This window comes from Polynucleobacter necessarius, assembly GCF_900096755.1.
In the GTDB taxonomy this organism is placed as follows: domain Bacteria; phylum Pseudomonadota; class Gammaproteobacteria; order Burkholderiales; family Burkholderiaceae; genus Polynucleobacter; species Polynucleobacter necessarius_K.
In genome coordinates, this window is record NZ_LT615227.1 from 273,452 (window position 1) to 299,116 (window position 25,665).

The 25,665-nt window shown below is 46.2% G+C and carries 21 protein-coding genes, 1 tRNA gene and 4 pseudogenes; 6 read left to right on the forward strand and 20 right to left on the reverse strand.

What is annotated here, in order from left to right; all coding sequences use genetic code 11:
• Positions 1 to 4 precede the first annotated feature (4 nt).
• Positions 5 to 718 (reverse strand): GntR family transcriptional regulator, encoded by a 714-nt coding sequence (locus tag DXE27_RS01440; protein ID WP_128112613.1) that lies wholly within the window; start codon positions 716 to 718, stop codon positions 5 to 7.
• A 108-nt stretch (positions 719 to 826) separates the two neighbouring features.
• Between DXE27_RS01440 and DXE27_RS01445 the strand changes: the two are divergent.
• Positions 827 to 1,600: pseudogene (locus tag DXE27_RS01445) on the forward strand (amidohydrolase family protein).
• On the opposite strand, the gene DXE27_RS01455 reads toward DXE27_RS01445, so the two are convergent.
• The 4 genes from DXE27_RS01455 to DXE27_RS01465 form a co-directional block, all read right to left on the reverse strand.
• The gene (locus DXE27_RS01455) at positions 1,597 to 3,792 is read right to left on the reverse strand and encodes an OsmC domain/YcaO domain-containing protein (protein ID WP_128112616.1); all 2,196 of its coding nucleotides are present in this window, start codon (positions 3,790 to 3,792) and stop codon (positions 1,597 to 1,599) included. The pseudogene DXE27_RS01445 and the gene DXE27_RS01455 sit on opposite strands and share 4 nt — an antisense overlap.
• Positions 3,793 to 4,065: 273 nt before the next feature.
• Positions 4,066 to 4,446: a hypothetical protein gene (locus DXE27_RS09530; RefSeq protein ID WP_231969604.1), complete on the reverse strand. Its 381-nt coding sequence runs from the start codon at positions 4,444 to 4,446 to the stop codon at positions 4,066 to 4,068.
• Between the two features lie 102 nt (positions 4,447 to 4,548).
• Positions 4,549 to 5,256: a hypothetical protein gene (locus DXE27_RS09535; protein ID WP_231969605.1), complete on the reverse strand. Its 708-nt coding sequence runs from the start codon at positions 5,254 to 5,256 to the stop codon at positions 4,549 to 4,551.
• A gap of 52 nt (positions 5,257 to 5,308) precedes the next feature.
• Positions 5,309 to 5,962 carry a cupin domain-containing protein gene (locus DXE27_RS01465; protein WP_128112617.1) on the reverse strand — a complete coding sequence of 218 codons (654 nt, stop codon included), beginning with the start codon at positions 5,960 to 5,962 and terminating at the stop codon, positions 5,309 to 5,311.
• 380 nt (positions 5,963 to 6,342) lie between these two features.
• On the opposite strand from DXE27_RS01465, the gene DXE27_RS10225 reads away from it, so the two are divergent.
• The gene (locus DXE27_RS10225; RefSeq protein WP_331852053.1) at positions 6,343 to 6,789 is read left to right on the forward strand and encodes an SDR family NAD(P)-dependent oxidoreductase; all 447 of its coding nucleotides are present in this window, start codon (positions 6,343 to 6,345) and stop codon (positions 6,787 to 6,789) included.
• 96 nt (positions 6,790 to 6,885) lie between these two features.
• On the opposite strand, the gene DXE27_RS01475 is transcribed toward DXE27_RS10225, so the two are convergent.
• The 5 genes and pseudogenes from DXE27_RS01475 to DXE27_RS01490 all read right to left on the reverse strand — a co-directional run bounded on the left by DXE27_RS01475 (position 6,886) and on the right by DXE27_RS01490 (position 11,419).
• Positions 6,886 to 7,845, reverse strand: coding sequence for a Bug family tripartite tricarboxylate transporter substrate binding protein (locus tag DXE27_RS01475; RefSeq protein ID WP_415064456.1), 960 nt, complete (start codon positions 7,843 to 7,845; stop codon positions 6,886 to 6,888).
• A gap of 29 nt (positions 7,846 to 7,874) precedes the next feature.
• Positions 7,875 to 9,018: pseudogene (gene tcuB, locus DXE27_RS01480) on the reverse strand (tricarballylate utilization 4Fe-4S protein TcuB).
• Positions 9,005 to 10,421: pseudogene (tcuA, locus tag DXE27_RS01485) on the reverse strand (FAD-dependent tricarballylate dehydrogenase TcuA). The pseudogenes tcuB and tcuA overlap by 14 nt, the downstream one beginning before the upstream one ends.
• A gap of 111 nt (positions 10,422 to 10,532) precedes the next feature.
• Entirely contained in the window at positions 10,533 to 10,694 is a 162-nt protein-coding gene (locus DXE27_RS10360; protein WP_415064435.1) for a type 2 periplasmic-binding domain-containing protein, read from the reverse strand.
• An 11-nt stretch (positions 10,695 to 10,705) separates the two neighbouring features.
• On the reverse strand, positions 10,706 to 11,419 hold the full coding sequence (locus tag DXE27_RS01490) for a LysR family transcriptional regulator (protein WP_231969606.1): 714 nt from the start codon (positions 11,417 to 11,419) through the stop codon (positions 10,706 to 10,708).
• A 201-nt stretch (positions 11,420 to 11,620) separates the two neighbouring features.
• Between DXE27_RS01490 and DXE27_RS01495 the strand changes: the two genes are divergently transcribed.
• On the forward strand, positions 11,621 to 11,962 hold the full coding sequence (locus DXE27_RS01495; protein WP_128112619.1) for a hypothetical protein: 342 nt from the start codon (positions 11,621 to 11,623) through the stop codon (positions 11,960 to 11,962).
• A 70-nt stretch (positions 11,963 to 12,032) separates the two neighbouring features.
• On the opposite strand, the gene DXE27_RS01500 is transcribed toward DXE27_RS01495, so the two are convergent.
• The 5 genes from DXE27_RS01500 to rpsU form a co-directional block, all read right to left on the reverse strand.
• Positions 12,033 to 12,109, reverse strand: a tRNA-Ile gene (locus DXE27_RS01500).
• A gap of 12 nt (positions 12,110 to 12,121) precedes the next feature.
• Positions 12,122 to 14,575, reverse strand: a complete 2,454-nt coding sequence (gene rpoD, locus DXE27_RS01505; protein WP_128112620.1) for an RNA polymerase sigma factor RpoD — start codon at positions 14,573 to 14,575, stop codon at positions 12,122 to 12,124.
• 217 nt (positions 14,576 to 14,792) lie between these two features.
• Positions 14,793 to 16,769: a DNA primase gene (dnaG, locus tag DXE27_RS01510; protein ID WP_128112621.1), complete on the reverse strand. Its 1,977-nt coding sequence runs from the start codon at positions 16,767 to 16,769 to the stop codon at positions 14,793 to 14,795.
• A 49-nt stretch (positions 16,770 to 16,818) separates the two neighbouring features.
• Positions 16,819 to 17,265, reverse strand: coding sequence for a GatB/YqeY domain-containing protein (locus DXE27_RS01515; protein WP_128112622.1), 447 nt, complete (start codon positions 17,263 to 17,265; stop codon positions 16,819 to 16,821).
• A 130-nt stretch (positions 17,266 to 17,395) separates the two neighbouring features.
• Complete coding sequence (gene rpsU / locus DXE27_RS01520; protein WP_011903537.1) at positions 17,396 to 17,608, reverse strand: 30S ribosomal protein S21; 213 nt, start codon at positions 17,606 to 17,608, stop codon at positions 17,396 to 17,398.
• Between the two features lie 81 nt (positions 17,609 to 17,689).
• Here rpsU and tsaD point away from each other — a divergent pair, with 81 nt between their 5' ends.
• Positions 17,690 to 18,763: a tRNA (adenosine(37)-N6)-threonylcarbamoyltransferase complex transferase subunit TsaD gene (gene tsaD, locus DXE27_RS01525; RefSeq protein ID WP_128113673.1), complete on the forward strand. Its 1,074-nt coding sequence runs from the start codon at positions 17,690 to 17,692 to the stop codon at positions 18,761 to 18,763.
• A gap of 13 nt (positions 18,764 to 18,776) precedes the next feature.
• On the opposite strand, the gene folE2 is transcribed toward tsaD, so the two are convergent.
• From folE2 to xseB, 4 genes are read right to left on the reverse strand one after another with little or no spacing between them, the layout of a single operon-like run.
• Positions 18,777 to 19,604 carry a GTP cyclohydrolase FolE2 gene (gene folE2, locus DXE27_RS01530; RefSeq protein WP_128112623.1) on the reverse strand — a complete coding sequence of 276 codons (828 nt, stop codon included), beginning with the start codon at positions 19,602 to 19,604 and terminating at the stop codon, positions 18,777 to 18,779.
• A gap of 25 nt (positions 19,605 to 19,629) precedes the next feature.
• A complete protein-coding gene (gene dxs, locus DXE27_RS01535) occupies positions 19,630 to 21,531 on the reverse strand; it encodes a 1-deoxy-D-xylulose-5-phosphate synthase (RefSeq protein ID WP_128113674.1) in 1,902 nt (633 codons plus the stop codon).
• 55 nt (positions 21,532 to 21,586) lie between these two features.
• On the reverse strand, positions 21,587 to 22,489 hold the full coding sequence (locus DXE27_RS01540) for a polyprenyl synthetase family protein (protein ID WP_128112624.1): 903 nt from the start codon (positions 22,487 to 22,489) through the stop codon (positions 21,587 to 21,589).
• Positions 22,489 to 22,749, reverse strand: a complete 261-nt coding sequence (gene xseB / locus DXE27_RS01545; protein ID WP_231969607.1) for an exodeoxyribonuclease VII small subunit — start codon at positions 22,747 to 22,749, stop codon at positions 22,489 to 22,491. Before xseB ends, DXE27_RS01540 begins: the two co-directional genes overlap by 1 nt.
• Positions 22,750 to 22,887: 138 nt before the next feature.
• On the opposite strand from xseB, the pseudogene DXE27_RS01550 reads away from it, so the two are divergent.
• A pseudogene (locus DXE27_RS01550) lies at positions 22,888 to 23,999 on the forward strand (aromatic ring-hydroxylating oxygenase subunit alpha).
• A gap of 57 nt (positions 24,000 to 24,056) precedes the next feature.
• A complete protein-coding gene (locus DXE27_RS01555) occupies positions 24,057 to 24,887 on the forward strand; it encodes a sulfurtransferase (RefSeq protein ID WP_128112625.1) in 831 nt (276 codons plus the stop codon).
• Positions 24,888 to 24,893: 6 nt separating this feature from the next.
• On the opposite strand, the gene DXE27_RS01560 is transcribed toward DXE27_RS01555, so the two are convergent.
• On the reverse strand, positions 24,894 to 25,664 hold the full coding sequence (locus tag DXE27_RS01560; RefSeq protein ID WP_128112626.1) for a ZIP family metal transporter: 771 nt from the start codon (positions 25,662 to 25,664) through the stop codon (positions 24,894 to 24,896).
• Position 25,665: the final 1 nt, after the last annotated feature.

A 25,665-nucleotide genomic window follows, 5' to 3' on the forward strand; every position in this document is an offset into this window, starting at 1 on the left:
CTCCTTAATTTACTTCTGCTGAATATTGAAATGCCATCGCGTCACCAACTGAACTGCGGTATTCCACCGGTTTGCCAGATAAATCAAAAGCTATACGATTTACCCTTACTGCTGGGTACCCTTCCTTCATGCCTAATGCTTTGGCATCCATCTTTTTCGTTAACTCAAAACCGACCTGATCATTGGCTTTAATAACGGCAATGCCGCATGATTTGGCGTACATCGGATAAAACAGTTCCTCAAATTCATCAGGCCGCAAGGATGCCAATCTTTTAAATTTAGGCAATGGTAAATAAATAGTTTCATATAGAAAGGGCTCGCCATTAATCAGTCGTATACGGTGAATTTTTAAAAGCATCTTGCAAGCCCAGCCCGTTAACTTAGAGATTTCTTTATCGAGTGGGATTTCTTTTATAGCAAGAACTTTTGCCTGAGGCGTTTGTTGCTCAAAGTCTTCTGGCTGATGACGAAAGAATCGCAGCATGGATTGCCCATTGAGACCACTACTGACAGCGGTACTTTTGCCATGGCGTTTAACCAAAATACCTTCGTCAGCTAGTTGAGCTACTGCCTGCCGAATAGTTCCTAATGCAACCCCATATTCTTTTGCCAAACTGGCTTCCGATGGAATTGCATTCCCAATATGCCAAACCCCCTCCTCAACCTTCTTGCGGAATACCGAAGCCAAACTCTGGTAACCCAAGGATGTTGCTTTCATAACCGCGTCACTAACCCTCTTTGCTAACTCATCTACTCATCTACTCATCTACTCATCTACTCATCTACTCATCTACTCATCTAGATGAGTTATGCTACCATAATCATGATGAATATTGACGCCCATTTTCATATTTTTGATAAAAACTACATCTCAAATGAGCATGCGCGGTATTTGATCAACTATGATGCCCCGCTGGATGAATGGGAGATGCTTGCAAACGAGCAACAAATTACCGGGGGTGTCATTGTCCAGCCGAGCTTTCTAGGCTATGACAACTCGATTCTGCTAAATGCCCTTAAACACCACCCCATGTTACTAAGAGGTGTCGCTGTAGTCGATCCAGAAATATCTAGACATGAACTGGGTAATTTAAAAAGACAGGGTATTAGCGGTATAAGGCTGAACCTATTTGGCGATAAAGACCCATTGAGCACCTTAGAAAAAAATCAGGCACTTATAAGCCAAATTAAGGATGAGGATCTACATCTACAAATCCACCACGAAGATGGACTGCTAAATGAACTGCTACTGCATATTCCAGCGGGCGTAAAGATTGTTGTTGATCACTTTGGTAGGCCGTTGATAGACAATGAGTTCAGCTTAAAGAATGCAGGGATTAATAAACACCTGGGAATGCTCTGAGTGAAGCTGAGCGCTCAATATCGAGCACCAAACATCAAACACCAAAATCTTTATAAATACTGGCTCGCCACAATTGGTGCAGAACATCTTTTATGGGGTAGTGATTGGCCTCACACCCGCTTCGAGAGCTCTCAAACATACGCAAATCAAATGCAAGCCTTCTTAGGGCTTACGGGTGATCATGAAGCAATCAAGCAGATTCTCTCTGAAAATCCACGGACCTTGTATTGGCCCTAGGGCTGCTTGGCCCGGGCTATATGCAACTTTCTATAGCTATCCAACAGACGGTGATGCCTGTCGAGTCCATCAAGCTGAAGATTATTGGTTGGTGTTAATCCATAGAAACGAACGCTGCCGTCTACTGATCCCAACACAGCATCCATTCTGGCATCACCAAACATTCTTCTGAAATTAACGAGGTAGTCTTCTAGCTCCAGATCGTCATTCAACAATACCTCTAGAACTACATTTAAGGCCTGATAAAACAAACCACGATCAATTGTGTTGTCGTTGTATTGAAGAAAAGCGCCTACCAGCTCATGCGCTTCGTCCAATTGTTTTAGAGCAAGATGAATGAGCAGCTTTAGCTCCAGCACTGTGAGTTGGCCCCAGACAGTATTTTCATCAAACTCAATGCCAATCAAAGTGGCAATATCACCATACTCATCGAGCTCATTGTTTTCTAATCGATCCAGCAATGCTGCAAGCTGTTTATCATCTAAGCGATGAAGATTTAAAATATCTTCTCGGAATAACAATGCTTTGTTGGTGTTATCCCAGATAAGATCCTCTATTGGATATACCTCGGAATAACCGGGAACCAAAATTCGACAGGCTGTAGCACCCAGCTGGTCATAGACCGCGCCATAAGACTCTTTACCCAAGTCCCCCAAAATACCAAACAAGGTTTCGGCTTCCTGAGTATTCGAATTCTCACCATTTCCCGAGAAATCCCATTCAACAAAATCGTAATCAGACTGAGCACTAAAAAAGCGCCATGACACAATGCCGCTGGAATCAATAAAGTGCTCAACGAAATTATTTGGCTCTGTTACCGCCTCGCTGGCAAACGTCGGCGCCGGCAAATCGTTCAGACCTTCTAGGCTGCGACCCTGGAGTAATTCAGTCAGACTGCGCTCTAGCGCAACTTCTAAACTTGGATGCGCACCAAAAGATGCAAAAACACCTCCTGTACGGGGATTCATTAAGGTGACGCACATCACGGGGTAGGCTCCACCAAGCGATGCATCCTTCACTAATACTGGAAAGCCCTGCTCTTCTAGACCTTGAATGCCAGCCAGAATGCTTGGATACTTTGCGAGCACTTCCTGGGGAACGTCCGGCAAGGCGATTTCACCCTCAATGATTTCACGCTTGACTGCCCGCTCAAAAATCTCCGACAAACATTGGACTTGCGCTTCTGCCAACGTATTGCCAGCACTCATTCCATTGCTAACAAAAAGATTCTCAATTAAATTGGACGGGAAATAAACTGTCTTGCCATCTGACTGTCGCACGTACGGCAAAGAGCAGATACCTCGCTGCGCGTTACCAGAATTTGTATCGACTAAATGGGAGGCACGCAACTCACCATCTGGGTTATAGATTTTTCGACAGTACTCATCCAGAATTTCCGTGGGAAGCACATCTTTTGAACCAGGCTTGAACCACTTCTCATTGGGGTAATGTACAAAATCCGCATTCGCAAGATCTTCTCCCCAATATGTGCCCGCATAAAAATGGTTATTACTTAATCGCTCAATATACTCACCCAATGCCGAAGCTAGAGCACTTTCCTTGGTAGAGCCTTTACCATTGGTGAAGCACATTGGGGAATGCGCATCACGGATATGCAGAGACCACACATTAGGAATGATGTTGCGCCAAGAGGCGATCTCAATCTTGATCCCTAAATTGGCTAGCAAGGCTGACATATTAGCTATGGTTTGCTCAAGCGGCAAATCTTTTCCAGGAATAAATGTGCTTACATCAGACGCAGGCTGAATTGCCAACAAGGCCTGCGCGTCAGCATCCAGATTTTCAACTTCTTCAATGACAAACTCTGGGCCTTCCTGCACTACTTTTTTAACAGTGCAGCGTTCAATGGAGCGCAAGATACCTTGACGATCTGCGGCAGAGATATCTGCAGGCAACTCCACCTGAATTTTGAATATTTGCTGATAGCGATTTTCAGGGTCAACGATATTATTTTGTGAGAGTCGAATATTTTCCGTAGAAAGATTGCGAGTGTCGCAGTAAAGTTTTACAAAGTAAGCGGCACATAAAGCAGATGAAGCCAAGAAATAATCAAATGGGCCCGGGGCTGAACCATCGCCTTTGTAGCGGATGGGCTGATCAGCAATGACTGTGAAGTCATCGAACTTAGCCTCCAGCCGCAGCTTATCGAGAAAGTTAACCTTAATTTCCATGGATATATTCCGAAAATGACGCAATAAATGATGTGACTGCCATTATCCATCGCAATGCTAATGCAGTGTTATCAAAGAAAATGCCACCCCTAGGGGTGGCATTTTTAATCCGGGTATCTAAGCTGTTAACTTGGAAGCTGTGCGGCCTGATCACAATTATTTGTAGCGGGTTTACCAGCCAATCGATCCTTGATCCATGGCAGATAAAAAGGTTTGGAAGCCCCCGGGGTAGTGAAGTGTGATTGATCCCCAGGCAATTGAATTCTATTCACATTACCACCCATTTTGCACATCTGTTCTTGATAGATAGAGCTTACCCATGATTGGCGGATTGGTAACGTCTTTATTGCCCCAATAAATTACCACCGGTGCAATTAGCTTGGTTGGGTTCACACTACCCTTCACCATTGTCTTGGTCCACTCCAAAGGATTGGTAATTTGGTCCTTCAAAACGCCTTTATATTGACTACTCAAGTTGAAATTCAGGGTATCTGCAACAACAGCATGCATACATTTATTACTGATAACCTCATCCAATATCTTGGCGCCATTCTCTGTAAAGATATCGGTCAGCTTTAATTTGGGGTTGGCGGCCTGCACGCCCCACATGCTCATTGCCATATGAGAAAAGTCAAAGATATTTTTAGTGCGCATCTGGATGATGTCCGCTGAGAGACTTTTGTGCATTAGCCTCATCTACAGTAGCCCCAGGCAACATGATGGCAATGTCATCCGGCGCCAAAGCCACTGACCCAATTAATTCCAAACTATCGGAGGCCGTTCCTTTTTTGGAGAAGTACTCCGGCATGCTTGCTGCTGCCACAGCCACACCACCACCCTGCGACCAGCCATAGATAATGGTTTTTTACCCGCTCCAGTTTCTTTCATCGAACTTGCTGCTCTTGCAGCATCAATCGTACCCATAGAATTGGTTGTAGCAAGAGCATATTGATGCCTACCGCCACCACCTTGGCCCTGATAGTCAGTTGCAACAACGACATATCCCTCTTGAATAAATTCTTCAATCGCAGGAATTCCATAATCAGTCCAAGAGTTCCCGCCAATTAAAAAATACTCATTTAGCGGAACTACAGGATTGAGCACCTGCGATGGGCCGCAGCTCTGAGCCGCACCAGTGGTTCCATGAGCCCAAGACATAATTGGTCTGCCTTCCTTAGGTGCGGGGCCCACTGGCGCAACCACCAATCCCGTAACGATGGTTTTGCGTCCATATAAATCTGAAGAGATGTATGCAATCTTCCAAGCCTGAGCACCCTTTACCGAGGTTTTAATCTGCTCTTTTTTAATCACCTGCCCCAACTTTCCATCCGGAGTCATTTTGAGCAATAACTCATAAAAGGGAGCAACAGGAGGATCGGCAAAAACTGCTAAGAAATTGCCCCAATGAAAGCGCCAAGAATTAAGCTGGAAAGTAGTTTTTTCATATTCATATAAATCATTCATTGGCGATAACCGCCCATGCCTAGAACTATACCTAAGTCTTCTAAATGCTCTTTTAATCCAGCAAATGCCCAGTCTTTACAAAGATGGTGCAACCCTCTTTGCTAAATGGCTGATGTAGGCTCATATGTGGGCTTCTAATCCACGATCCAGCAGGGTAGCGTCCGTGTTCATCTTCAAAAACACCATCAACTACAAAAATTTCTTCGCCGCCGTAATGCTTGTGCGGATTGAAATAAGTTTGAGGCGCCCAACGAACTAAAGTCAATCCACTGCCTTGCTGCATTAGGGGCATCACGTTCAGACCTGGAACCATCCCTTGATACCAAGGTGCAGTTTTGGTATCTATGATTTCTCGCTTCACTTGATCTGGGCCCAGATGCCGCAATTTGACAAAGAGAGTGCAGCCTGACTTGCTAAATGGTGCGTGCGAAGAACCAGGGGGATTCATGAGATAGGTGCCAGCTGGATAATCACCGGTTTCATCACTAAATACCCCATCAAGAACCAATATCTCTTCACCAAACTCATGAATATGCTTAGGGAATTGGGATCCAGGCTGATAGCGAACAATTGAAGTTGCTTTTGCGACCTCATCACCAACGCGATCAAGCATGCGCCTTTCAACGCCCGACTCTGGACTGGGTAACCAAGGTAAGTCATGGTGGTTAATAACGACCCGCCTACTGTAATCAGAGTTGATATTCATATATTGCACTTCAAGTATTGAAAAACAGGATAAGAATAGCAAGCAATTTGAATATGCGCTGGCATGACGAACTTACATGAAGTGAGATAAAGTCTATTACATTGGGTAATTCTTGAATAGACACTTGTTAAGGGCTTTATGGGCTTATTGCCAAAACGCTCTCGTAATTGGAGCGTCAGGGACTATAGGGTCTAGCTTTGTAGAGCTACTGGAAAGCAACCCCGCTTGCTCAAAAGTTGTTGGAATTCATCGCAACTCTACCCATGCCATTGACTACAGCTTGCCTGAAACCATTGAAGCATCTGCAAATAGCCTAAGTTTCGCTGGGCCCCTTTCAACTCATCATTAATACTATTGGAGCGCTTCATTCCGAGGAATGGATGCCAGAGAAGAAATTAGATGACCTAAGCCAAACGCAATTGGCTGAAATGTTCAATATCAATGGTATTGGCCCAGCGTTAACGATTAAATACTTTTCAAAACTCTTAGATCCACAACATGGTGTGATGGCCACACTGTCGGCCAAAGTTGGCGGCATTGAAGATAACCGACTTGGCGGCTGGTATAGCTACAGAGCCTCCAAAGCTGCCTTAAATATGATTCTTAAAACAGCGTCTATTGAGCTAGCAAGAACAAAGCCGAATATTGCGCTAATTGCACTTCATCCCGGCACCGTTAATTCCAGACTGTCACAACCCTTTCGTGGGCAACAAATAGGTAGAGACCCGCTTGAGGCAGTGAGTGACATGTTTCATGTCTTAGAAGGCGTAAATAAAGAAGATTCGGGGAGCTTTTTGTCTTACTCGGGTGAAAAATTACCCTGGTAATCAATTAAAGGCTCTCGGAAACTGCCCCGTCTAGTTAGTGCGGCCCTCAAACGATAATACCACCCAAGGGTGGCTTTATTGATGAATGCTATAGCCTTACTCGCCTGTAATTTTCTTCTCTCTAATCAATCTACCCCAAGTGGCAGATTCTTTGGCCATATATTTTGCAAGCTCTTCACGTGAAGTGGGCATTGGCGTCAGGCCATGATCATTTAATTGGCTTACAACATCAGGCGACTTTAGTACCTTCACAATCTCAACATTCCAGCGATCCAGGATCGGGGTCGGGACCTTAGAAGATGCAACAAAAGCATACCAATTTGTAGCATTAAATCCAGGGAATCCAGACTCAGCAATAGTAGGAACTTTTGGGAGCGACTTAAGACGCTGCGGACCCGTTACTGCCAGAGGAATGAGTTTGCCGTTTTCGATGTACGCCTTTGCTGTGCTGTAGGTTGAAAAATAAGCAGCCACCCTTTCGCCGAGCAAATCCTGCATTGCTGGGGCGCCGCCTTTGTAAGGGACATGCATAGTTTCAATACCGGCCATTTCATCCAACAACTCTCCAGCCAGATGAGAGGCTGACCCCGGCCCAGTGGAGGCGTAATCTAATTTTTTGGGATTTTTCTTGGCATAGGCAATGTACTCTGCGAATGTCTTAATGCCAGTTCCAGAATTAACCACCAAAATATTTGGGAAGTTAACACCCATCGTAATAGGAGAAAGATCTTTAAAGGGATCGTATGGCAACTTCATCATATGCGGAGCAATGGTGAGCGGCCCAGCTGAGCCAAATAGGATAGTGCTGCCATCTGTCGGTCCAGTCGCGGCAAATTGATGTGCAATATTTCCGCCTGCACCACCCCGGTTATCGACGACCACATTGGCGCCAATGTTCTCGCCCAGTTTTTTCGAGATGATCCGAGCCGCTGTATCTGCGGCCCCGCCCGCTGCAAATCCGACAACCATAGTGATCGTCTTTTTAGGCGGGAATTCTTGAGAGTACGCTGAGTAACTAAGCGCCCCTAAAGCAATACAAAGGAATTGATTAAGGATTTTTTCATTTTCATAGCAATCATTATTTATTAATCTCCACTTAAGCCAAGTTTATTCGGCTGGCGTTTCTCAATTGCATTCTTTAAAAGCGCTGCAAGTCTATAGAACCCATGCGCAAATTTCCCATAGGGCATTGTTAAAAAGAAACCCATTACAAAACCCAAATGAATAGCAAGCAATGCGGGCATAATAGCCCCAGTGTCCCGATAGGCCAATAAAGCCAAGCCTGAGGCGCTAATTAAAAACAGTAACACAATAAACGCTCTATCCATGGGCTTTTGTGTTGCATCACCATGCTCAGAGTTTCGCTTGAAATTCAAATACAACAAACCTGCAGGGCCAATTAATAAGCCAATGCCGCCAAGAGTACCCAAAATTACAGGTAAGCTGTTGAGCTCATATGGGGCATGCAAGCCCAGCAAGTAGTGATACAAAGTTGCTACGCTCGTAGCCGCAAAACAGAGCATGAAACCGTAGAAGGTGAAATGATGGAATCGCTTACGCCACAGAGTAAAAGCATCATCCTCGTTATTGCACCCTTCTCCATGACCTCCGCCAAGATACTTCAAGGTTAATGCGTCATGTGTCGCTTCAGCTACAGCCCCACCCGAGGCCATGCCCGGAGCAATGCCTCGCCAAAAATTCTGCAAACCAATCAATAAAGCGATCACTGAAAAACCAAAAACTGCTCCGAACATAATGGCCAGCATATTGTGAGAAAAGATTACGTAAAAGTTTCCCTTGAGCGGACCTGAAGTTAGGGTGCCGTTAACTATCAGCGTTAATAGCAAAAATAGAATCAGTGAAAGCGAGGCAGCCATTGAGACAGCCACCCCGTTTGTTTTATATAAAGAGCCAAAAGATTTTGGCCATGCATAAGCAATATAGGTATCTTTGCGAACCTGAGCCATGACCCTTGGGATATTGACTGCAAACTCATGTGGGGGGCGTATTGGCAAGCATGCAAGCCCCACAGTTATGGCAAAGATTGGCCATGTAATTAACATCGGCAGGCAAAAACTCGATCCTACGTGTCATCGCAGGAAATACTGCGCAAAACCCCTCGCAGTAGCGACATGAGTTACAAATAGTAAGCATGCGAGCAGCCTCTGCTTCTGGCGAATTTGAGCCCAAAGCACTTGCTTCCAAAATCAAGGATTTAAGTTGCTGCATGTATATTGCCCTTTTGATGTAGTGCTGCTTTTGCTGCTTCACTCCCGGCTGCGCGTCCAAACACTGTACCGATTGCCATACCAATACCTGCTGCGTATCCTTTGCCTAAAACATTTCCAGCCATCATTTCTCCGGTAACAAAAAGATTTTCGCTTGGCAGATCATTAAAACGAACCGCTGCAGTTTCATCGGTTTTTAAACCTAAATAGGTAAATGTGACGCCAGGCCGAACTGCATAGCCATAAAAAGGCCCCTTATTGATTGGCAGTGCCCAATGGGTTTTTGGTGGCTCCAAACCTTCGGTATGACAGTCATCCATGATCGTATGGTCAAAAGTGCCAACTCGACATGCTGCGTTATACGAATTAATAGTTTGTACTAATGCGCCTCGATCCAAGCCAAGCTTATCCGCCTTCTCACCCGGAAATACCGGCGGCATAAAACGACCCAACACTTTTGAATCAATGATGGAGTAACCAATCTGGCCAGGCTGCTGAGCAACTAATCTACCCCAAAATGCATAGCGCTTAGGCCAAAAGTCTTCACCTTCCTTCATCAGAGAAGCGTTGCGCATTTTTATTGACCACAATACCAAATAAAACCGCATCGATACGAGTACAAATACCGCCATCATATAAAGGTGCGCGTGCATCAATCGCAACCATATGCGCTTGAGTTTGATCGCTTACGGAATCTGCGCCTAATGCTATTAACTATTTGAGTAGAACGCCCTTGTTATATTGCGTTCCACGAATTAAAAAATTGTCGGCAGGAGATTCTCCATACTCATTAACGCCCCACGCCTCCTTAAGCCATTCGCGATTGGACTCAAAACCTCCGGCTGCCAAGATGCATGTCTTCGCCTCAATACGCTCATTACCTACATATGCAGCTAAGAATTTTCCATCTTGAATTTCTAGCAAATCTACTGGGGAGTTGTAACGTATTTGTATGCCCAACTTCTCGGCACTGCGGTAATAGGCATTCACTAAGGCCTTGCCGCCACCCATAAAAAAAGCATTGGTACGAGATAAGTTCAGAGTGCCTGATAAAGGTGGCTGAAAGTGCACGCCATGATGCGTCATCCATTTGCGACATTGCGCTGAAGATCGAATGACAAATCTAGCCAATCTTTCGTCGGTCTTGCCGCTAGTTACTTTGAGCACATCCTGCCAATACTCTTCTTCTGGATAAGACTCCAGCATCACATCCTCTGGCTGGTCATGCATGGCGCGGATGTTGCGAGTATGCGCAGAATTGCCGCCTCGCCATTCTTTTGGTGCAGCCTCTAAAACCAATACAGATGCTCCAGCCTCTTTTGCCATGAGGGCAGCGCAGAGGGCTGCATTACCGCCGCCGATAACTAGAACATCAGGTTGATTTAGCTTGCTTTGGGAGTTCATGCTGGCAGTATCCAATATATCCTTTATATTGGATACTGCAATATAAATACATATTATTGCGTTTTAAGCAATAATAATACGCCAGCACTAATACTTCATCGAAGAGCCTTCTTAAACGCTTTTTTGAATCAGCTTGAAAAATGCCTGGGCCGCCGGAGAGAGGCTAGTATTTTTATGGCGCAGCAAAGTGACCTTACGTTTAACTAGGGGATCTTTTAATGTGATCTTGCGAATATGAGGTCGCTCTCCATCATTCAAGGTCGATGAAGGCAATATTGCGCAACCTACGCCTGCGCAGCAACTAAATTAATCGCTGTAGCATGATGCTGAACCTCATAACTACCATTGAGCTGAATCCCATGTTGGGCAAATTGATAATCCATCAACACTCTAGTAGAAGTAAAGCTGCTGACCGCAATAAGATCTGCGTCGCGCATATCAGACCACGTAACCGATTTTTTATCCTGGAGCGGATGAGTATCCTGGCAAATGAAGACAAGAGGATCGTCGAATAAAGGCTCCTCAATTAAATCTGGATGTTTTTCGCCATGCAATGCAATACTAATTTCTGCCTGATGATTGAGTACTGCTTTACGCACCTCACTAGAGGTTGCATCGAGTATGCGGATACGATTATCGGGATATAGATTGGCATACTGACGAATCAGCTGGGGAACCATGCTGACAGTTAAGCTAGGTATGCATGCAAGACTGAAACTCCCCTTTGCATGCTCCGACATATCCTTAAGATGGCCAATCGCAGAGGTCATTTCATTTGCGATAGATCTAGCCTGCGGTAAGAACTCACGACCAACTGCAGTAAGCTCAACATGACGAGTAGTCCTGTCAATAAGCTTTAGTCCAAGGTAAGACTCAAGCTTTTGCACTCGGCGCGTTAGGGCTGTCTGCGTAATATGTAGCTGATCTGCCGCCTTATTGAATCCACCGAGCTCTGCTATCACCACAAATGCCTGAATACCGTCGAAATCAAATTTCATGTGAAATACCTAAGTTTTTAATTGAATGCCCAAACCCCAAGGACCCTCTTGCAATCAGTTTAGATTAATACAACAGGCGTACCTCGATGACATAAACTAAAGTCATGGAATTAATTAAGCTTGATACTATCTTTCAACACCAATATAGTTCAACTATATTTATCAAATCAGCGTTATCCATATAAAAAGATATGGCATGACATGTTTAAAGAAAAGCTAATCATATTTTTTCGTCGCACATCAAAGGCCGTGCCTGCCTGCTTGTTCGCAATGGTGCAAGGTAACCTAGCGATCATCACCTGGGGGCATTGGTTTACGGCTTTACGTACCGGCACTTCCGCAGGGATTGTAATGGTCGTCTTATCTTATGTTGAACCAAAAACCTGGCTACACAACAAATACACCACTGGGGCTTTAACGGGAATAGCTACCGCTTCATCAGATTATTTTGTACACTCTGCTGGCTTCACTGGGGAAGCTATTGCTACCGGTTTTGCAGCTACTATTCTTTGCATTTTGTATTCGTTTGCAGTGAAAAACTAAACTCTAATTGCATATTCATTGATTAGTACTCAAACAAAAAACCCTCACCATTGCTGATGAGGGTTTTTTCTGGTGGGCCCACCAGGACTTGAACCTGGGACCAAAGGATTATGAGTCCTCTGCTCTAACCAACTGAGCTATGGGCCCGTTAGTCTTGGATCAATCTTCTTCGAGGAAGGTCTTGAGTTTGTCGCTGCGACTTGGGTGACGCATCTTACGCAAGGCTTTAGCTTCGATCTGACGAATACGCTCACGAGTAACGTCAAACTGCTTTCCAACTTCTTCCAAGGTGTGATCAGTGCTCATCTCAACACCGAAGCGCATACGCAATACTTTTGCTTCGCGTGGTGTCAATGAATCCAGAACATCCTTTACTACATCACGCATAGAGTCATGCAATGCAGCTTCTGCTGGTGCCAAGGTATTGCCGTCCTCAATGAAGTCGCCCAAATGAGAATCTTCGTCGTCACCGATTGGTGTTTCCATAGAGATTGGCTCTTTAGCAATCTTCATGATCTTACGAATCTTGTCCTCAGGAATCTCCATCTTCAGCGCCAATGTTGCAGCATCTGGCTCATGACCAGTTTCTTGCAAGATTTGACGGCTGATACGGTTCATCTTGTTGATCGTCTCAATCATGTGAACAGGAATACGAATCGTACGCGCTTGGTCAGCAATAGAACGAGTAATCGCCTGACGAATCCACCATGTTGCATAGGTAGAGAACTTATAACCACGACGGTATTCAAACTTATCTGCCGCTTTCATCAAGCCGATATTGCCTTCTTGAATCAAATCCAAGAACTGCAAACCACGGTTGGTGTATTTCTTAGCAATCGAGATCACCAAGCGTAAGTTGGCAACAGTCATCTCACGCTTCGCCTCGCGGGCACGCTTCTCGCCAGCGATCATTTGCTTGTTTACTTCTTTCAATTCTGGCAACGGAATAACGACATTCTTCTGAATATCGATCAACTTCTGTTGCAGCTCCTGAATTGCCGGTACGTTACGTTGCAAGAGTGCGCTGTAAGGCTTGTTCTCTTTTAACAACTTATCAGTCCAAGTGAGATTCATCGACATCTTAGGGAAGTCTTTTAATACTTCACCGCGATTCACGCCAACTTTATCCACCAGCAAGCTCACAATACCGCGCTCAAGCTTCCAAACTTGGTCCACTTGCGAACGCATGGTGTCGCATAACTTCTCAACACTCTTAGCCGTTAAACGGAAACCGAGCAACTCACCGCGGATAGCATCTTGTGCCTTCACATAAGCTGGGCAGTTATAACCATCTTTATCAAATGCACGACGCATCTTGTCGGCTTGTGTGCGAACAATGGCAAATTTCTCGAGGGAGATTTGTTTTAGCTCTTCTAATTGCTTAGCATTTGCTGTCGCAGCACCACCGCCGCCTTCATCTTCACCATCCTCGGCATCAGGATCAACTTCTGGCTCTTCTGGTCCAAGCTTAATATCTTCTGCGTTTGGATCAACCAATCCATCCACAAACTGATCGATCTCCATCTCGCCACTAGCGATCTTATCTACGTTTGCCAAAATCTCAGCAATGGTGACCGGGCAAGCAGCCAAGGCCATCACCATATCTTTAAGGCCAGCTTCAATCTTCTTCGCAATAACGATCTCGCCTTCGCGAGTCAGCAAATCTACCGTACCCATTTCACGCATATACATACGCACTGGATCGGTTGTACGTCCGAACTCGGAGTCTACCGTAGATAACGCTGCCTCAGCTTCTTCTTCAGCCTCTTCTTCAGAAGCTGCAGCTGCTGTGCTGTCAGACAAAATTAATGTCTCTGCATCTGGCGCTTGTTCGTAAACAGTAATACCGATGTCGTTGAGCAAACTAATCAAAGTTTCTAATGCATCCGCATCAGACAACTCATCAGACATCACGTCATTCATCTCTCCATGGGTTAAGTAACCCTTGGACATACCCATCTTGATCAATGTCTTCAAGCGAGCACGACGTAATTCTTGTTGCTCTTCGGTACCTAACTGCTGTGCTGCAAACTCTTTTAAGAGCGCCTTTTCTTTTGCTTTGCGCTCACGAGCTTTTTGACGGTCTGTTAATACAGGCTCAGCACCTTCAGCAGGGGCATCAGCTTTAGCCTTACGGCCACGCTTCTTCTCTTCCTCAACTACTTCAACTACCGCTTCAGTAACTTTCGCTTTCTTGCCTTTAGCCTCTTTAACTTCTTTGGCCGCCTTTACTTCCTCTGCCTTAGGCGCAGGAACTGCTTTACCTTTTTTAACTGGCTCAACTTTAACTTCAGCTTTCGCTGCTTTCGCAGGAGCCTTTGCAACCGGTTTAGCGGGCGCTTTTGCAACGGGCTTAGCTGCAGCTTTCACTGGTTTAGCGGGAGCCTTAGCGACGACCTTTGCCTTAGGCGCAGGTTTTGCAGCAGTCTTCGCTTTTGCAACGGGCTTAGCTGCAGCTTTCACTGGTTTAGCGGGAGCCTTAGCGACGACCTTTGCCTTAGGCGCAGGTTTTGCAGCAGTCTTCGCTTTTGCAACGGGCTTAGCTGCAGCTTTCACTGGTTTAGCTGGTGTTTTAGCTTTAGGAGCTGGTTTTTTGGTCTTGGTATTCGGCATTTATTAGCACTTACTCACATTACTGTTATCGACTGATTAAGCACAGCCCCGTTGTCCACTTACCCCAAATTTCATCAAAATAAAGCGCAAGTGGCTGAATTAATTTGTTTTTTTCTTGGGAACAGAGGATTATAGTCGATTGCGACTTTTTTAACCCCTATCTACCCAAAAATATGGGTTGTTTTGAGGGGATTTCTAGGGGTGTTTCGGTAAATTCTTAGGAGAATTTCAGCTTTTCGCCCAATTCCCGATAGCGGGCCCGATCTTGCTCGGTTGCAGTGCTACCGGCGATCTTTTGAGCAATTTCCGTCATTTCCTGCTTGAGATGACTTAATTCCAGCTTTTTAAATGCCCCATCCAAATCGGCGGCAGCACCTTCCAACTCCAAATCAGAGCCCATCACACGGTTTCTGAGAACTTCATACAAAGGCGCAAGATCGCTGCGGGATAGTTGATCTTGGAACATCGCAAAAGCACCGGCACCAACGCTAGCTGACTTATTACCTTCGCCAGGAATCAATTCAACCAAGTCACACTGCGCCAAAAGATCTTTCATCAATGCATATGCTTTTACGGATCTTTGTTCTGCTGCTTTTAAAGCAAGTGCTCGCTTATTGGCATTTAACGCTTTTCCTAGATGTGGAAACTGAATGATGACTCGCAGCATTTGCTCGGCTAAATCTGTTGGCGCTTTTGGTGGTTCAATATTTTGAGTGTCAACACGCTTAGCCTTAGCCGAACCTTTGGATGCTTGCCAAGGTGCGCCTTGCCTATTGCCGGAATTTGAAAAATTGTTTTGATTTCCCTGATGACTTTGACTGCTTTGCATGCGGGCTTGAGATGCCAAATACGAAGATTGCTGAGCAGGTGCCGGGACCACTGTTAGCCCACAAAAGGACTCCAGCTCCGCAGGAGTTGTATTGGTGCGAATGGCTAACTCACGCAGAATTTGCGTACGCAATGCAATCGGCGGCATTGATAACAAAAGCGGCTTAGCAGCATGATGCGTATGGGCTCTACCCTCTGGAGTTGTGAGCTCATGGTCTTCACTGACGACCTTAAAGAAGAAGCTTGAGATAGACATCGCTTCTTTAATCACCCTCTCAAACGCAGGTGCACCATAAGCCCGGACATAACTATCGGGATCGTGCTCTATCGGCAGAAATAAGAAACGAATTTCTTTATCGTCAGACATGAGTGGCAAACAAGCTTCAAGTGCGCGTTGTGCTGCACGTTGACCAGCAGAGTCGCCATCAAAGGAGAACACAACTTTATCAGTTTGGCGTAGCAGCATGCGCACATGGTTTGCAGTACATGCGGTACCTAGGGTTGCCACTGCATTTGGGAAGCCCAATTGTGCGAGTGCAACCACATCCATATAACCTTCACAGACCAAAACATATTCTTGAACGCGGATTGCTTGTCTTGCCTCAAACAATCCATACAAGGTATTACCTTTAGAGAACAAGGGCGTCTCTGGAGAATTTAAATACTTAAGCTCACCCTGATCCAAAATACGACCACCAAAACCAATGGTTTGACCTTTGGGATTGCGAATCGGGAACATGATGCGATCGCGAAAACGATCGTAGCGTTTGACTGGTTGACCACCCTCTGCTTGCTCGCCCTGAATAAGCAAGCCACCTTCGAGCAAAGTCTTAGCAACCTCATCATTGGAATAAGGACCAAAGACCGCCTCTAGACCCTGCCAGCCATCAGGCGCATAGCCCAAGGCATAGCGTTTGGCGATTTCACCGGTAAGGCCGCGCCCTTTTAGATATTCCACTGCCCTTGTATTGCCCTTGAGTTGCTGACGATACCAGTCAGCGGCTGAACTCATGACTTCACTTAAGGCCATTGTCTGCTGCTGCCTAGCAATATCGTTTGCCGTACGCTCTTCACGCGGGACATCCAAACCAGCAGAACGGGCTAGATCTTCAATAGCATCGACATAACCTAGGCCGGAGTATTCCATCAAGAAACTTATGGCAGAGCCATGGGCTCCGCAACCAAAGCAGTGATAAAACTGTTTTGTTGGTGAAACTGAAAATGAAGGAGACTTCTCTGAATGGAAGGGGCACAAACTTTGATAGTTTGCGCCAGCCTTTTTTAACTTTACGTGCTGCCCAACCACATCAACGATGTCAACCCGATTTAAAAGATCGGCAATGAAGGATTGTGGAATGAGTGCCATAAGGCCAGTATGAAAGAATTTTTCTTACTTGGATAGCAGCTTCAATTACTTACTTAGCCAGTGCGGCTTTTACTAAGCCGGACACTTTACCCATATCTGCTTTACCTGCTAATTGGCCCTTCAGAACACCAATCACTTTACCCATATCCTGCGGACCTGCGGCGCCTGTAGTGGCAACCGCTGCAGCAACTGCAGCCTCAACCTCAGCATCAGACAATTGTGCCGGCAGATAAGCCTGCAAAATTACCATCCCTGCCGCTTCAACAGCAACCAAATCATCGCGCCCTGCTTTTTCAAACTGAGAGATGGAGTCTTTGCGTTGCTTAATCATTTTTTCAACAGTTGCAATCACGCCAGCATCGTCAACAACAATGCGCTCATCCACTTCACGCTGCTTGATGGCTGCCAACAAAAGACGAATAGTTCCTAAGCGCTCAACTTCTTTTGCGCGCATAGCGTTTTTCATATCTTCGGTAATTTGATCTTTTAGAGTCATGGCTTTATTCCTGATGTTGGATATATCTAGCTGTACAGCTTTCGTTTAGCGATTCAAAAAGTAAAAACCCGCTGCGTTTCACCGTCAGCGGGTTTCAAAGCTTCTCGGTGAAGAGAGCTTTTAAATTCTATTAGTAAAGCTTTTTAGGCAACATTTGGCTGCGAATACGCTTGTAATGGCGCTTTGCAGCTGCAGCCTTTTTACGCTTACGCTCAGCCGTTGGCTTCTCGTAGAACTCGCGTGCACGCAAGTCTGTCAAAAGGCCATTCTTTTCAATGGTGCGCTTGAAACGGCGCAATGCCACTTCAAATGGTTCGTTTTCGCGGAGGCGGACTGTAGTCATACTTTATTTAACTCGTATATGCTCGATAAAAATATCGAAAAATTAACTGAATTGCGATTCTATCACGACCAAGCCAAAAAAATGATTGTTTTAGGAATAGAAACTTCTTGTGACGAGACCGGGGTGGCTTTATACAACACCGGCCCTTGGGAACAGGGTAAACCAGCCTTCCAGGGCATACTGGGCCAGGGTTTGCACTCTCAAATCGCCATGCACCGGGACTATGGGGGCGTTGTCCCCGAATTAGCCTCTCGGGACCATATTCAGCGTGTTTTACCCCTTTTAGATCAATCTTTAGCTCAATCTGGCCTTAAATTAGCCGATATTGATGCCATAGCCTTCACTCAGGGGCCTGGCCTAGCAGGCGCCCTATTGGTTGGGAGCGCCTTTGCCAAGGCGCTGGCTCAAGGCCTGAATCTACCCTCAATCGGGGTTCACCACCTTGAAGGACACCTACTTTCGCCGCTTTTGGGGCAGACATCCCCCCAATTTCCATTTATTGCCCTACTGGTGTCTGGCGGGCACACCCAGCTCATGAAGGTTTCGGGCATTGGGCAATATGAACTTTTGGGCGAAACACTTGATGATGCCGCTGGCGAAGCTTTTGATAAAACCGCCAAATTACTCGGATTGGATTACCCAGGCGGTGCGGCTATTTCCAAATTAGCCGAACAAGGTCGCCCAGGTATTTTTGATTTACCAAAACCCATGCTGCACTCAGGCGATCTTGATTTCTCTTTCTCCGGTTTAAAAACTGCCGTTTTAAATCAAGTGAAGAAGTTTGAAGAAAAGAAAATTACTGACACCAACGAGGTAGCGCAATTTCATGCCGACTTGGCCAATAGTTTTGTTGATTCGATTGTTGCAGTGCTTGTAAGTAAATCTGAAAAAGCACTAAAGCAAGCTGGGTGCAAGCATTTAGTTTTAGCGGGCGGCGTGGGTGCCAATACTCAACTGCGAAAAGCACTTAATGACAAAGCTCAGAAAAATGGTTTTGAGGTTCATTACCCACCTTTAGACTTGTGCACCGACAATGGTGTGATGATTGCTTTTACTGGAGCGCTACGGATGTTGGCAGAAAATAATGGCTCCACAACATCAGGAGCCTTTGATATCAAACCCCGCTGGGATTTGGAGAGCAACAACCTAAAGTAGTTGCTCGGCGCAATTACTTTGTGTGACTGATTCTGGCAAAAGCACTGTGGTTGTGAATCGACTCGAAGTTTTCAGCGTCAACTACAAAAGAGCGAATACGCTCATCAGCCTTAAGGCGGCCGGCCACATCGCGTACTAAGTCCTCTACGAACTTAGGATTGCTATAAGAACGCTCAGTAACCCACTTTTCATCTGGGCGCTTAAGCAAGCCCCATAACTCGCTAGATGCTTCACTCTCTGCTGCCGTTACTAAATCTTCAACAGTCATCTTAGTGTCTGTATCGAGAACCACTGACATCGTGACATGAGAGCGTTGATTGTGAGCACCAAAGTCAGAGATCTCTTTAGAGCATGGACACAAACTCATCACTGGAACTTGAGCACGCAAACCTAATTCCACATCCGTATTGCCGCTTGTATTTTGTTTGGCAGTAGCTGTCCAGGTCACTTCGTAATCCATCAAGCTTTCGACACCAGATACCGGCGCAGCTTTTTTAACGAAGTGTGTGTAAGTCAACTGCACATGACCTTCTTTGGCGTCTAGCAATGGCAACATATTGCGCGCCATCGCTACAACAGTGGTGCTATCAACCGCAACATCTTGTTGTTGAAGCAATGCCATGAAACGCGACATATGCGTTCCCTTAACGTGCGCTGGCAAAGCCACATCCATTTCAAAAAGACCAACTGATGGGAAGTTGCCAGTCTTACTGCGAATAGTGAGTGGATGACGCACCCCACGAATACCCACCTGCTCAATTGGCAAGGCGCGTTCATCCAAAGTGGATTGCGCATCAGGCATCGCGCTAGGCTTCAAAAAGGCAGGGTTCATGTCATTCATAGCTCTATTTTCAAGTAAAACGGGCTTATTTGCCTGCTGCTACTGAATTTTTAGCAAATATTGCTGGAAAACGTTGTTTGATGGAGTTGGTGACGCCCTCTACATCCAGGCCACACTTTGTCATCAGGAGGTTGTAATCACCATGCTCAATAAATTGATCGGGAAGACCTAATTGCAATAGGGGCTTCTGAATACCTGCAGCCGAGAGCACTTCTAAGCAAGCGCTTCCAGCGCCACCAGCAATTGCTCCATCTTCAATCGTGACCAAATAATCATGATCAGCCGCTACGGATTTAATCAAATCAATATCGAGCGGCTTTACAAAGCGCATATTGACAACCGTTGCATCAATTCCTTCGGCAACTTCAAGCGCAGGGTACAGCAAAGTGCCAAATGACAAAATCGCTACGCGCTGACCAGTAGGCGCATTCGACTTGCGACGAACCTCACCCTTACCTAATGGCAAAGTGCGCAATTCTTTGGAGGGAATGGCACCAACACCTGCCCCACGAGGATAGCGAACAGCACTTGGATGCGGCTGATGAAAAGCTGTTGTCAATAAATCGCGGCACTCCGCTTCATCAGCAGGCGTCATTACCAACATATTTGGAACGCAGCGTAAGAATGGAATGTCATACGCACCAGCATGCGTAGCGCCATCAGCGCCAACTAAACCAGCACGATCCAATGCAAACAGCACTGGCAAATCTTGTAATGCCACATCATGAATCAGTTGGTCATAAGCACGCTGCAAGAAGGTGGAGTAAATCGCTACAACTGGCTTCATGCCCTCGCATGCCATGCCTGCAGCAAATGTAACTGCATGTTGCTCGGCAATGCCCACGTCGTAGTAACGCTTAGGAAAATTCTTTTCAAACTCAACTAATCCAGAGCCTTCACGCATTGCTGGCGTAATGCCAACTAACAAAGGATCTGCATGCGCCATATCGCACAACCACTCACCAAACACCTGAGTAAATGTTTTCTTGCTAGCAACTGCTTTTTTTACGCCCTCTTGCGGATCAAATTTACTTGGGCCGTGATATAGCACTGGATCAGCCTCAGCTAACTCATAGCCCTGACCTTTTTTAGTCACTACATGGAGGAACTGCGGCCCGCGACCTTCTAAGGCCAAGCGACGGACGTTTTGCAACATCGGAATGAGTGCATCTAAATCATGGCCATCGATCGGGCCAAAGTAATTGAAGCCAAACTCTTGGAAAATCGTTGATGGAGAAACCATGCCTTTAGCATGATCCTCAAGACGCTTAGCAAATTCACGCAATGGTGGCGCAATTGATAAAACGCTATCAATACCCTTCTTGGTAGCAGAGTAGATATTGCCGCTAAGTAGTCTAGCAAGATGGCGATTGAGCGCACCGACTGCAGGTGAAATTGACATGTCGTTGTCATTCAAAATCACAACTAGCGGCAAGTCATCGTAGACACCTGCGTTATTCATCGCCTCAAATGCTTGACCACCAGTCATGGCGCTATCGCCAATCACTGCAACCGCAACATGTCGCTCACCCTTGGTTTGGAAGGCACGTGCCATACCCATTGCCGCAGAAATACTAGTTGATGAGTGGCCAGTACCAAAAGCATCAAATTCACTCTCAGAGCGATGTGGAAAACCAGACAGGCCTTTATATTGACGCAAGGTATTCATGCGCTCACGACGGCCAGTCAATATTTTGTGTGGATAGCTTTGATGACCCACATCCCAGACGATACGATCGGCCGGAGTATCAAATACGTAATGCGAAGCAATAGATAGCTCTACTGTTCCCAGGTTAGAAGAAAGATGCCCACCTGTTTTGGATACTGAATCCAAAACAAATTCGCGCAACTCATCCGCCAAAGCTGGCAGCTCTTCACGAGAGAGTTTTTTGAGATCGTCAGGAGAGTTGATGGAATGTAAAGTCATTAAATCTAAATAATCTGTACTAATGAATATCTCTAGCGTGTCTACGTTGTCTTTCTTATTTGCCGCGATTGACAACCAAGAGAGCTAAATCTTTTAATGCTTGCGCCTGTGCGCCAAAACTATCTAAGCTAGCAATTGCCAATTCTTGCAATTCTTTTGCCTGCTTCTGCGCATAGTCTAAACCCATCAAGGTCACGTAGGTTGGCTTATTCGCAGCAGCGTCTTTACCGGGCGTCTTGCCCAAGGTTTGGCTATCTGCGGTAGCGTCTAGTACATCATCCACAATCTGAAACGCTAACCCCAATGATTTGGAGTAGTTCTCGAGACACGCCATTTGCGCAGCATTGAGATGTGCTGCAATTCCACCCAGCTCAACTGCACATGACAACAGGGCGCCAGTCTTCATAGCGTGCATTTGTTGCAAGCCTGACAAATCCAAGGTTTTGCCAACGCTCTCCAAGTCAATTGCCTGTCCACCAGCCATGCCGCGAGAGCCTGACGCTGCAGCCAATGCTGCAATCATTTTCAGACGTACCTGCGCATCACCGCTTGCATTGGCCAGAATTTCAAAGGCTCGAGTTTGCAATGCATCACCAACCAGTAGCGCAGTTGCTTCGTCATATGCCTTATGTACTGTTGGGCGACCGCGACGCAAATCATCATCATCCATGCACGGCAAATCATCGTGCACTAATGAATAAGCATGAATACATTCGATCGCGACAGCGGCAGCATCCAATGACTCAGCTCTAGCTGCGTCTGTCTTGTCGCCAAGCTGACCAGCTGCGTAAACCAGTAGAGGGCGAATACGCTTGCCACCACCTTGCGCCGCATAACGCATCGCCTCATGCAAACGATGCGGCGTTGTCTGCGCAGAATCGAGCAAACGATCTAAAGCTCGCTCGGTTCGTTCAGAGTGAGAAGTGATCCACTCCTGAAATTGAAAAACGCTAGACATTAGGCCTCAAAAACGCGAACTTGTTGCTCAACTTGTGCGAGTACGCCCTGACAATGTTTTAGCAAGGCTGCACCTCTTTGATAGGCCAATAAAGTTTCCTCCAGGGAAAATTTGCCGGACTCCATGTCAGAAATAAGCTTTTCCAGCTCTTTTACAGCCTGCTCATAACGAAGATCAGGGTCGATTTGGACCTCTAAAACCAGGTTTTTGACTCTCGGACTTCTTGGTTGCCATAAGCTTGTTTCCTTCGCATTTCCCACACGGATAGCCCTACATCTTAAAGCGAGAAGCCCTTTGGATGGGTATAATCCACCCCTTCCTTTCCAATATCGATCCGTCGATGTGGTTGGATTGGTTATTCCGCTTAGCTTCGGCTGACGTTTTCGGGGGTGGGGAGAATGACTAATCTGGCTACCGCGCAGAAGCTTGCGCCGTCCAATCTACAACTGCCGGTTTCGGCATATTTTGACGCTGACTTGTATCAGCGGGAAATTGAACTGCTTTTTAAGCAGGGGCCTGGCTATGTTGGCCACGAACTCATGGTGCCCGAGGTTGGCTCCTATCAAGCTTTAAGTGCTGAAATCGAAGGTCGCATCCTCGTTCGCAATGAATCTGGCGTAGAGCTACTTTCCAACGTTTGTCGCCATCGTCAAGCATTAATTAATGCTCAACGGTCGCGGCAAAGCCGACAATATTGTTTGCCCATTGCATCGCTGGACCTTATGACTTAGGTGGCAATTTATTGGGCGCCCCACACTTTGAAGATAAGCCTTGTTTAAACCTTGGTAAATCACCCCTACAAAATTAGCAAGGCCTATTGTTTGAAGGCCCACGCGATGTGCGTGCCGATCTTGCCAAGCTGGGCGTTGCTGATGACTTGAAGTTTGATGGTTATGTACTCGATCATGTTGAGGTACATGATTGCAACTACAACTGGAAAACATTCATCGAGGTTTATCTCGAGGACTATCACGTTGTGCCATTTCATCCGGGCTTAGGGAAGTTTGTATCTTGTGAGGACCTACACTGGGAATTTGGTGATTGGCATAGCGTACAAACCGTAGGTATTCATAAAGACTTACAAAACCCAGGCTCACCAACTTACCGTAACTGGCACGAAGCAGTGCTTCGTCAGTTTGACGGCAAAGCCCCGCGCCACGGGGCTATCTGGCTCACCTACTACCCGAATGTGATGGTGGAATGGTACCCAGGCGTTCTCTGTGTTTCAACACTACACCCAATGGGGCCCGGCAAAACCCGCAATATTGTGGAGCTCTACTACCCAGAAGAAATTGCTTTATTCGAACGCGAATTTGTTGAAGCAGAACGTGCCGCTTACATGGAAACCTGCATCGAAGATGATGAAATCGGTGAGCGCATAGATCAAGGTCGTGCAGCACTGTTTGCGCGTGGCATCAATGAAGTAGGTCCGTATCAAAGCCCGATGGAAGATGGAATGCAACATTTTCATGAGTGGTATCGCCGTGTGATGAAGTTTGAAGGCGCATAATCAAGGTAAGCATCCGTTTTTCACTAATCATTCTCATCACTAAAAATAGGAAGCGCCATGACTCCTCTAATTTCAGCAAACCAGTTAGAAGAAATCATTAATAGCGGTGAGAATGTATTGCTCTGTGATTGCCGCTTTGATTTAGTGGATCCACTCATTGGCAAAAAATCCTACGAAGAAAGCCATATCCCAGGCGCAATTTATGTTGATCTGGATAAAGACTTGTCCGGGCCAAAGACTGGCAGCAACGGTCGACACCCTCTTCCCAGCCCAGAGGCCTGGGCCCAAACTAAAGCCCGCCTAGGGATCAACCCAAATACCCTCGTGGTTGCCTATGACAAACAAGGATCAGTCTACGCAAGCCGGTTATGGTGGATGCTGAAAGCCACGGGGCATGCCAATGTTCGCGTACTGGACGGAGGATTGGGCGCCTGGAATGGCCCAATGGGTAGCGCACCCAGGACACCCACTCCTTGCACCCAAAATATTGGTGTGATGCCATACGCTGGCCTTGTCTTAGTTGGCGAAGTGGTTGGCAATCTACAAACACAGAAAAACAAAATCCTCGATGCGCGCGCAGAAGATCGCTTCCATGGTCAAAATGAAACATTGGATCCCATCGGCGGACATATTCCTGGCGCGATGAATCGCTTCTTTAAAAATAATCTCAATGCAACAGCATTCAAAACCCCAGAACAATTGTTCAAGGAGTTTTCAGAATTACTTGGCCCTATCAAGACATCTGAAGTGATTCATCAATGTGGATCAGGTGTTACGGCTTGTCATAACTTACTGGCCATGGAACTCGCCGGATTTAAAGGTTCGCGCCTGTATGCTGGAAGTTGGAGTGAGTGGTGCGCAGACACCAAGAGACCGGTAGAACTCTAAGCTTTATTAATGCAGCAGGGATAGCAGAATGACAAATCCTACGCCGCAAGCAATCAAGACTGTTTGACGTAAAGACTCCGCCCAGTATGGGCGTCGGTGCATTTGCGGAATGAGATCGCTCACCGCAATATAGATAAAGCTACTGGAAGCAATAACTAACAAGTAAGGCATCGCTGCATGCGCACGCTCCAGGAAGAAGTAGGCAAGCACGCCACCTACTACTGCTGACAAGCCGCAGATAAAGTTATAAAGCAATGCGCGCGCACGAGAGAAGCCGGCATTAAGCAAGACAATGAAATCGCCAATCTCCTGCGGAATCTCATGGGCGATGATAGCGATAGCGGTGAAGATGCCGACTTGGTAATCCGCCATAAAAGCAGCAGCAATTAAGATGCCATCTACAAAATTATGAATACCATCGCCGACCAAAATCATCCAGCCGCTACGGCCAGCATTTTCAGCATCATGGCCATGATGATGATGACCATCGCCTTCGTGATGATGGTCGTGGCGCAATAAAGCAATCTTCTCCAGCAAGAAAAAACCCAACAAGCCGGCAAGCAAAGTGGCGAACAAGAGCTGCGGTCTTGCGCCTTCCATGCTAAATGCCTCAGGCAGCGAATGAAGTAATGCCGTTGCCAGCATGATACCCACTGACAAGCTCACCATGTTGTTGACCRTCTTTGAAAGCATAGCCAAAGAGCAGCTCGCAGCTACTAATACGCTAGCGGTACCCGCTAGCGCAGTAACCAAGAGGATGCTTTGTAAAACTGACATA

What these genes read in the sequence shown, in the direction of transcription:
- DXE27_RS01555 (WP_128112625.1), top strand. Translation starts at nt 24,057, where the DNA reads ATGACTCCTCTAATTTCAGCAAACCAGTTAGAAGAAATCATTAATAGC.
- folE2 (WP_128112623.1), bottom strand. Translation starts at nt 19,604, where the DNA reads ATGAATGACATGAACCCTGCCTTTTTGAAGCCTAGCGCGATGCCTGAT.
- DXE27_RS01455 (WP_128112616.1), bottom strand. Translation starts at nt 3,792, where the DNA reads ATGGAAATTAAGGTTAACTTTCTCGATAAGCTGCGGCTGGAGGCTAAG.
- DXE27_RS01490 (WP_231969606.1), bottom strand. Translation starts at nt 11,419, where the DNA reads ATGAAATTTGATTTCGACGGTATTCAGGCATTTGTGGTGATAGCAGAG.
- DXE27_RS09535 (WP_231969605.1), bottom strand. Translation starts at nt 5,256, where the DNA reads ATGAATGATTTATATGAATATGAAAAAACTACTTTCCAGCTTAATTCT.
- DXE27_RS01495 (WP_128112619.1), top strand. Translation starts at nt 11,621, where the DNA reads ATGTTTAAAGAAAAGCTAATCATATTTTTTCGTCGCACATCAAAGGCC.
- tsaD (WP_128113673.1), top strand. Translation starts at nt 17,690, where the DNA reads ATGATTGTTTTAGGAATAGAAACTTCTTGTGACGAGACCGGGGTGGCT.
- DXE27_RS01540 (WP_128112624.1), bottom strand. Translation starts at nt 22,489, where the DNA reads ATGTCTAGCGTTTTTCAATTTCAGGAGTGGATCACTTCTCACTCTGAA.
- DXE27_RS01465 (WP_128112617.1), bottom strand. Translation starts at nt 5,962, where the DNA reads ATGAATATCAACTCTGATTACAGTAGGCGGGTCGTTATTAACCACCAT.
- DXE27_RS09530 (WP_231969604.1), bottom strand. Translation starts at nt 4,446, where the DNA reads ATGCGCACTAAAAATATCTTTGACTTTTCTCATATGGCAATGAGCATG.
- DXE27_RS01515 (WP_128112622.1), bottom strand. Translation starts at nt 17,265, where the DNA reads ATGACTCTAAAAGATCAAATTACCGAAGATATGAAAAACGCTATGCGC.
- DXE27_RS01440 (WP_128112613.1), bottom strand. Translation starts at nt 718, where the DNA reads ATGAAAGCAACATCCTTGGGTTACCAGAGTTTGGCTTCGGTATTCCGC.
- DXE27_RS10225 (WP_331852053.1), top strand. Translation starts at nt 6,343, where the DNA reads ATGCCAGAGAAGAAATTAGATGACCTAAGCCAAACGCAATTGGCTGAA.
- dnaG (WP_128112621.1), bottom strand. Translation starts at nt 16,769, where the DNA reads ATGGCACTCATTCCACAATCCTTCATTGCCGATCTTTTAAATCGGGTT.
- rpsU (WP_011903537.1), bottom strand. Translation starts at nt 17,608, where the DNA reads ATGACTACAGTCCGCCTCCGCGAAAACGAACCATTTGAAGTGGCATTG.
- rpoD (WP_128112620.1), bottom strand. Translation starts at nt 14,575, where the DNA reads ATGCCGAATACCAAGACCAAAAAACCAGCTCCTAAAGCTAAAACACCA.
- dxs (WP_128113674.1), bottom strand. Translation starts at nt 21,531, where the DNA reads ATGACTTTACATTCCATCAACTCTCCTGACGATCTCAAAAAACTCTCT.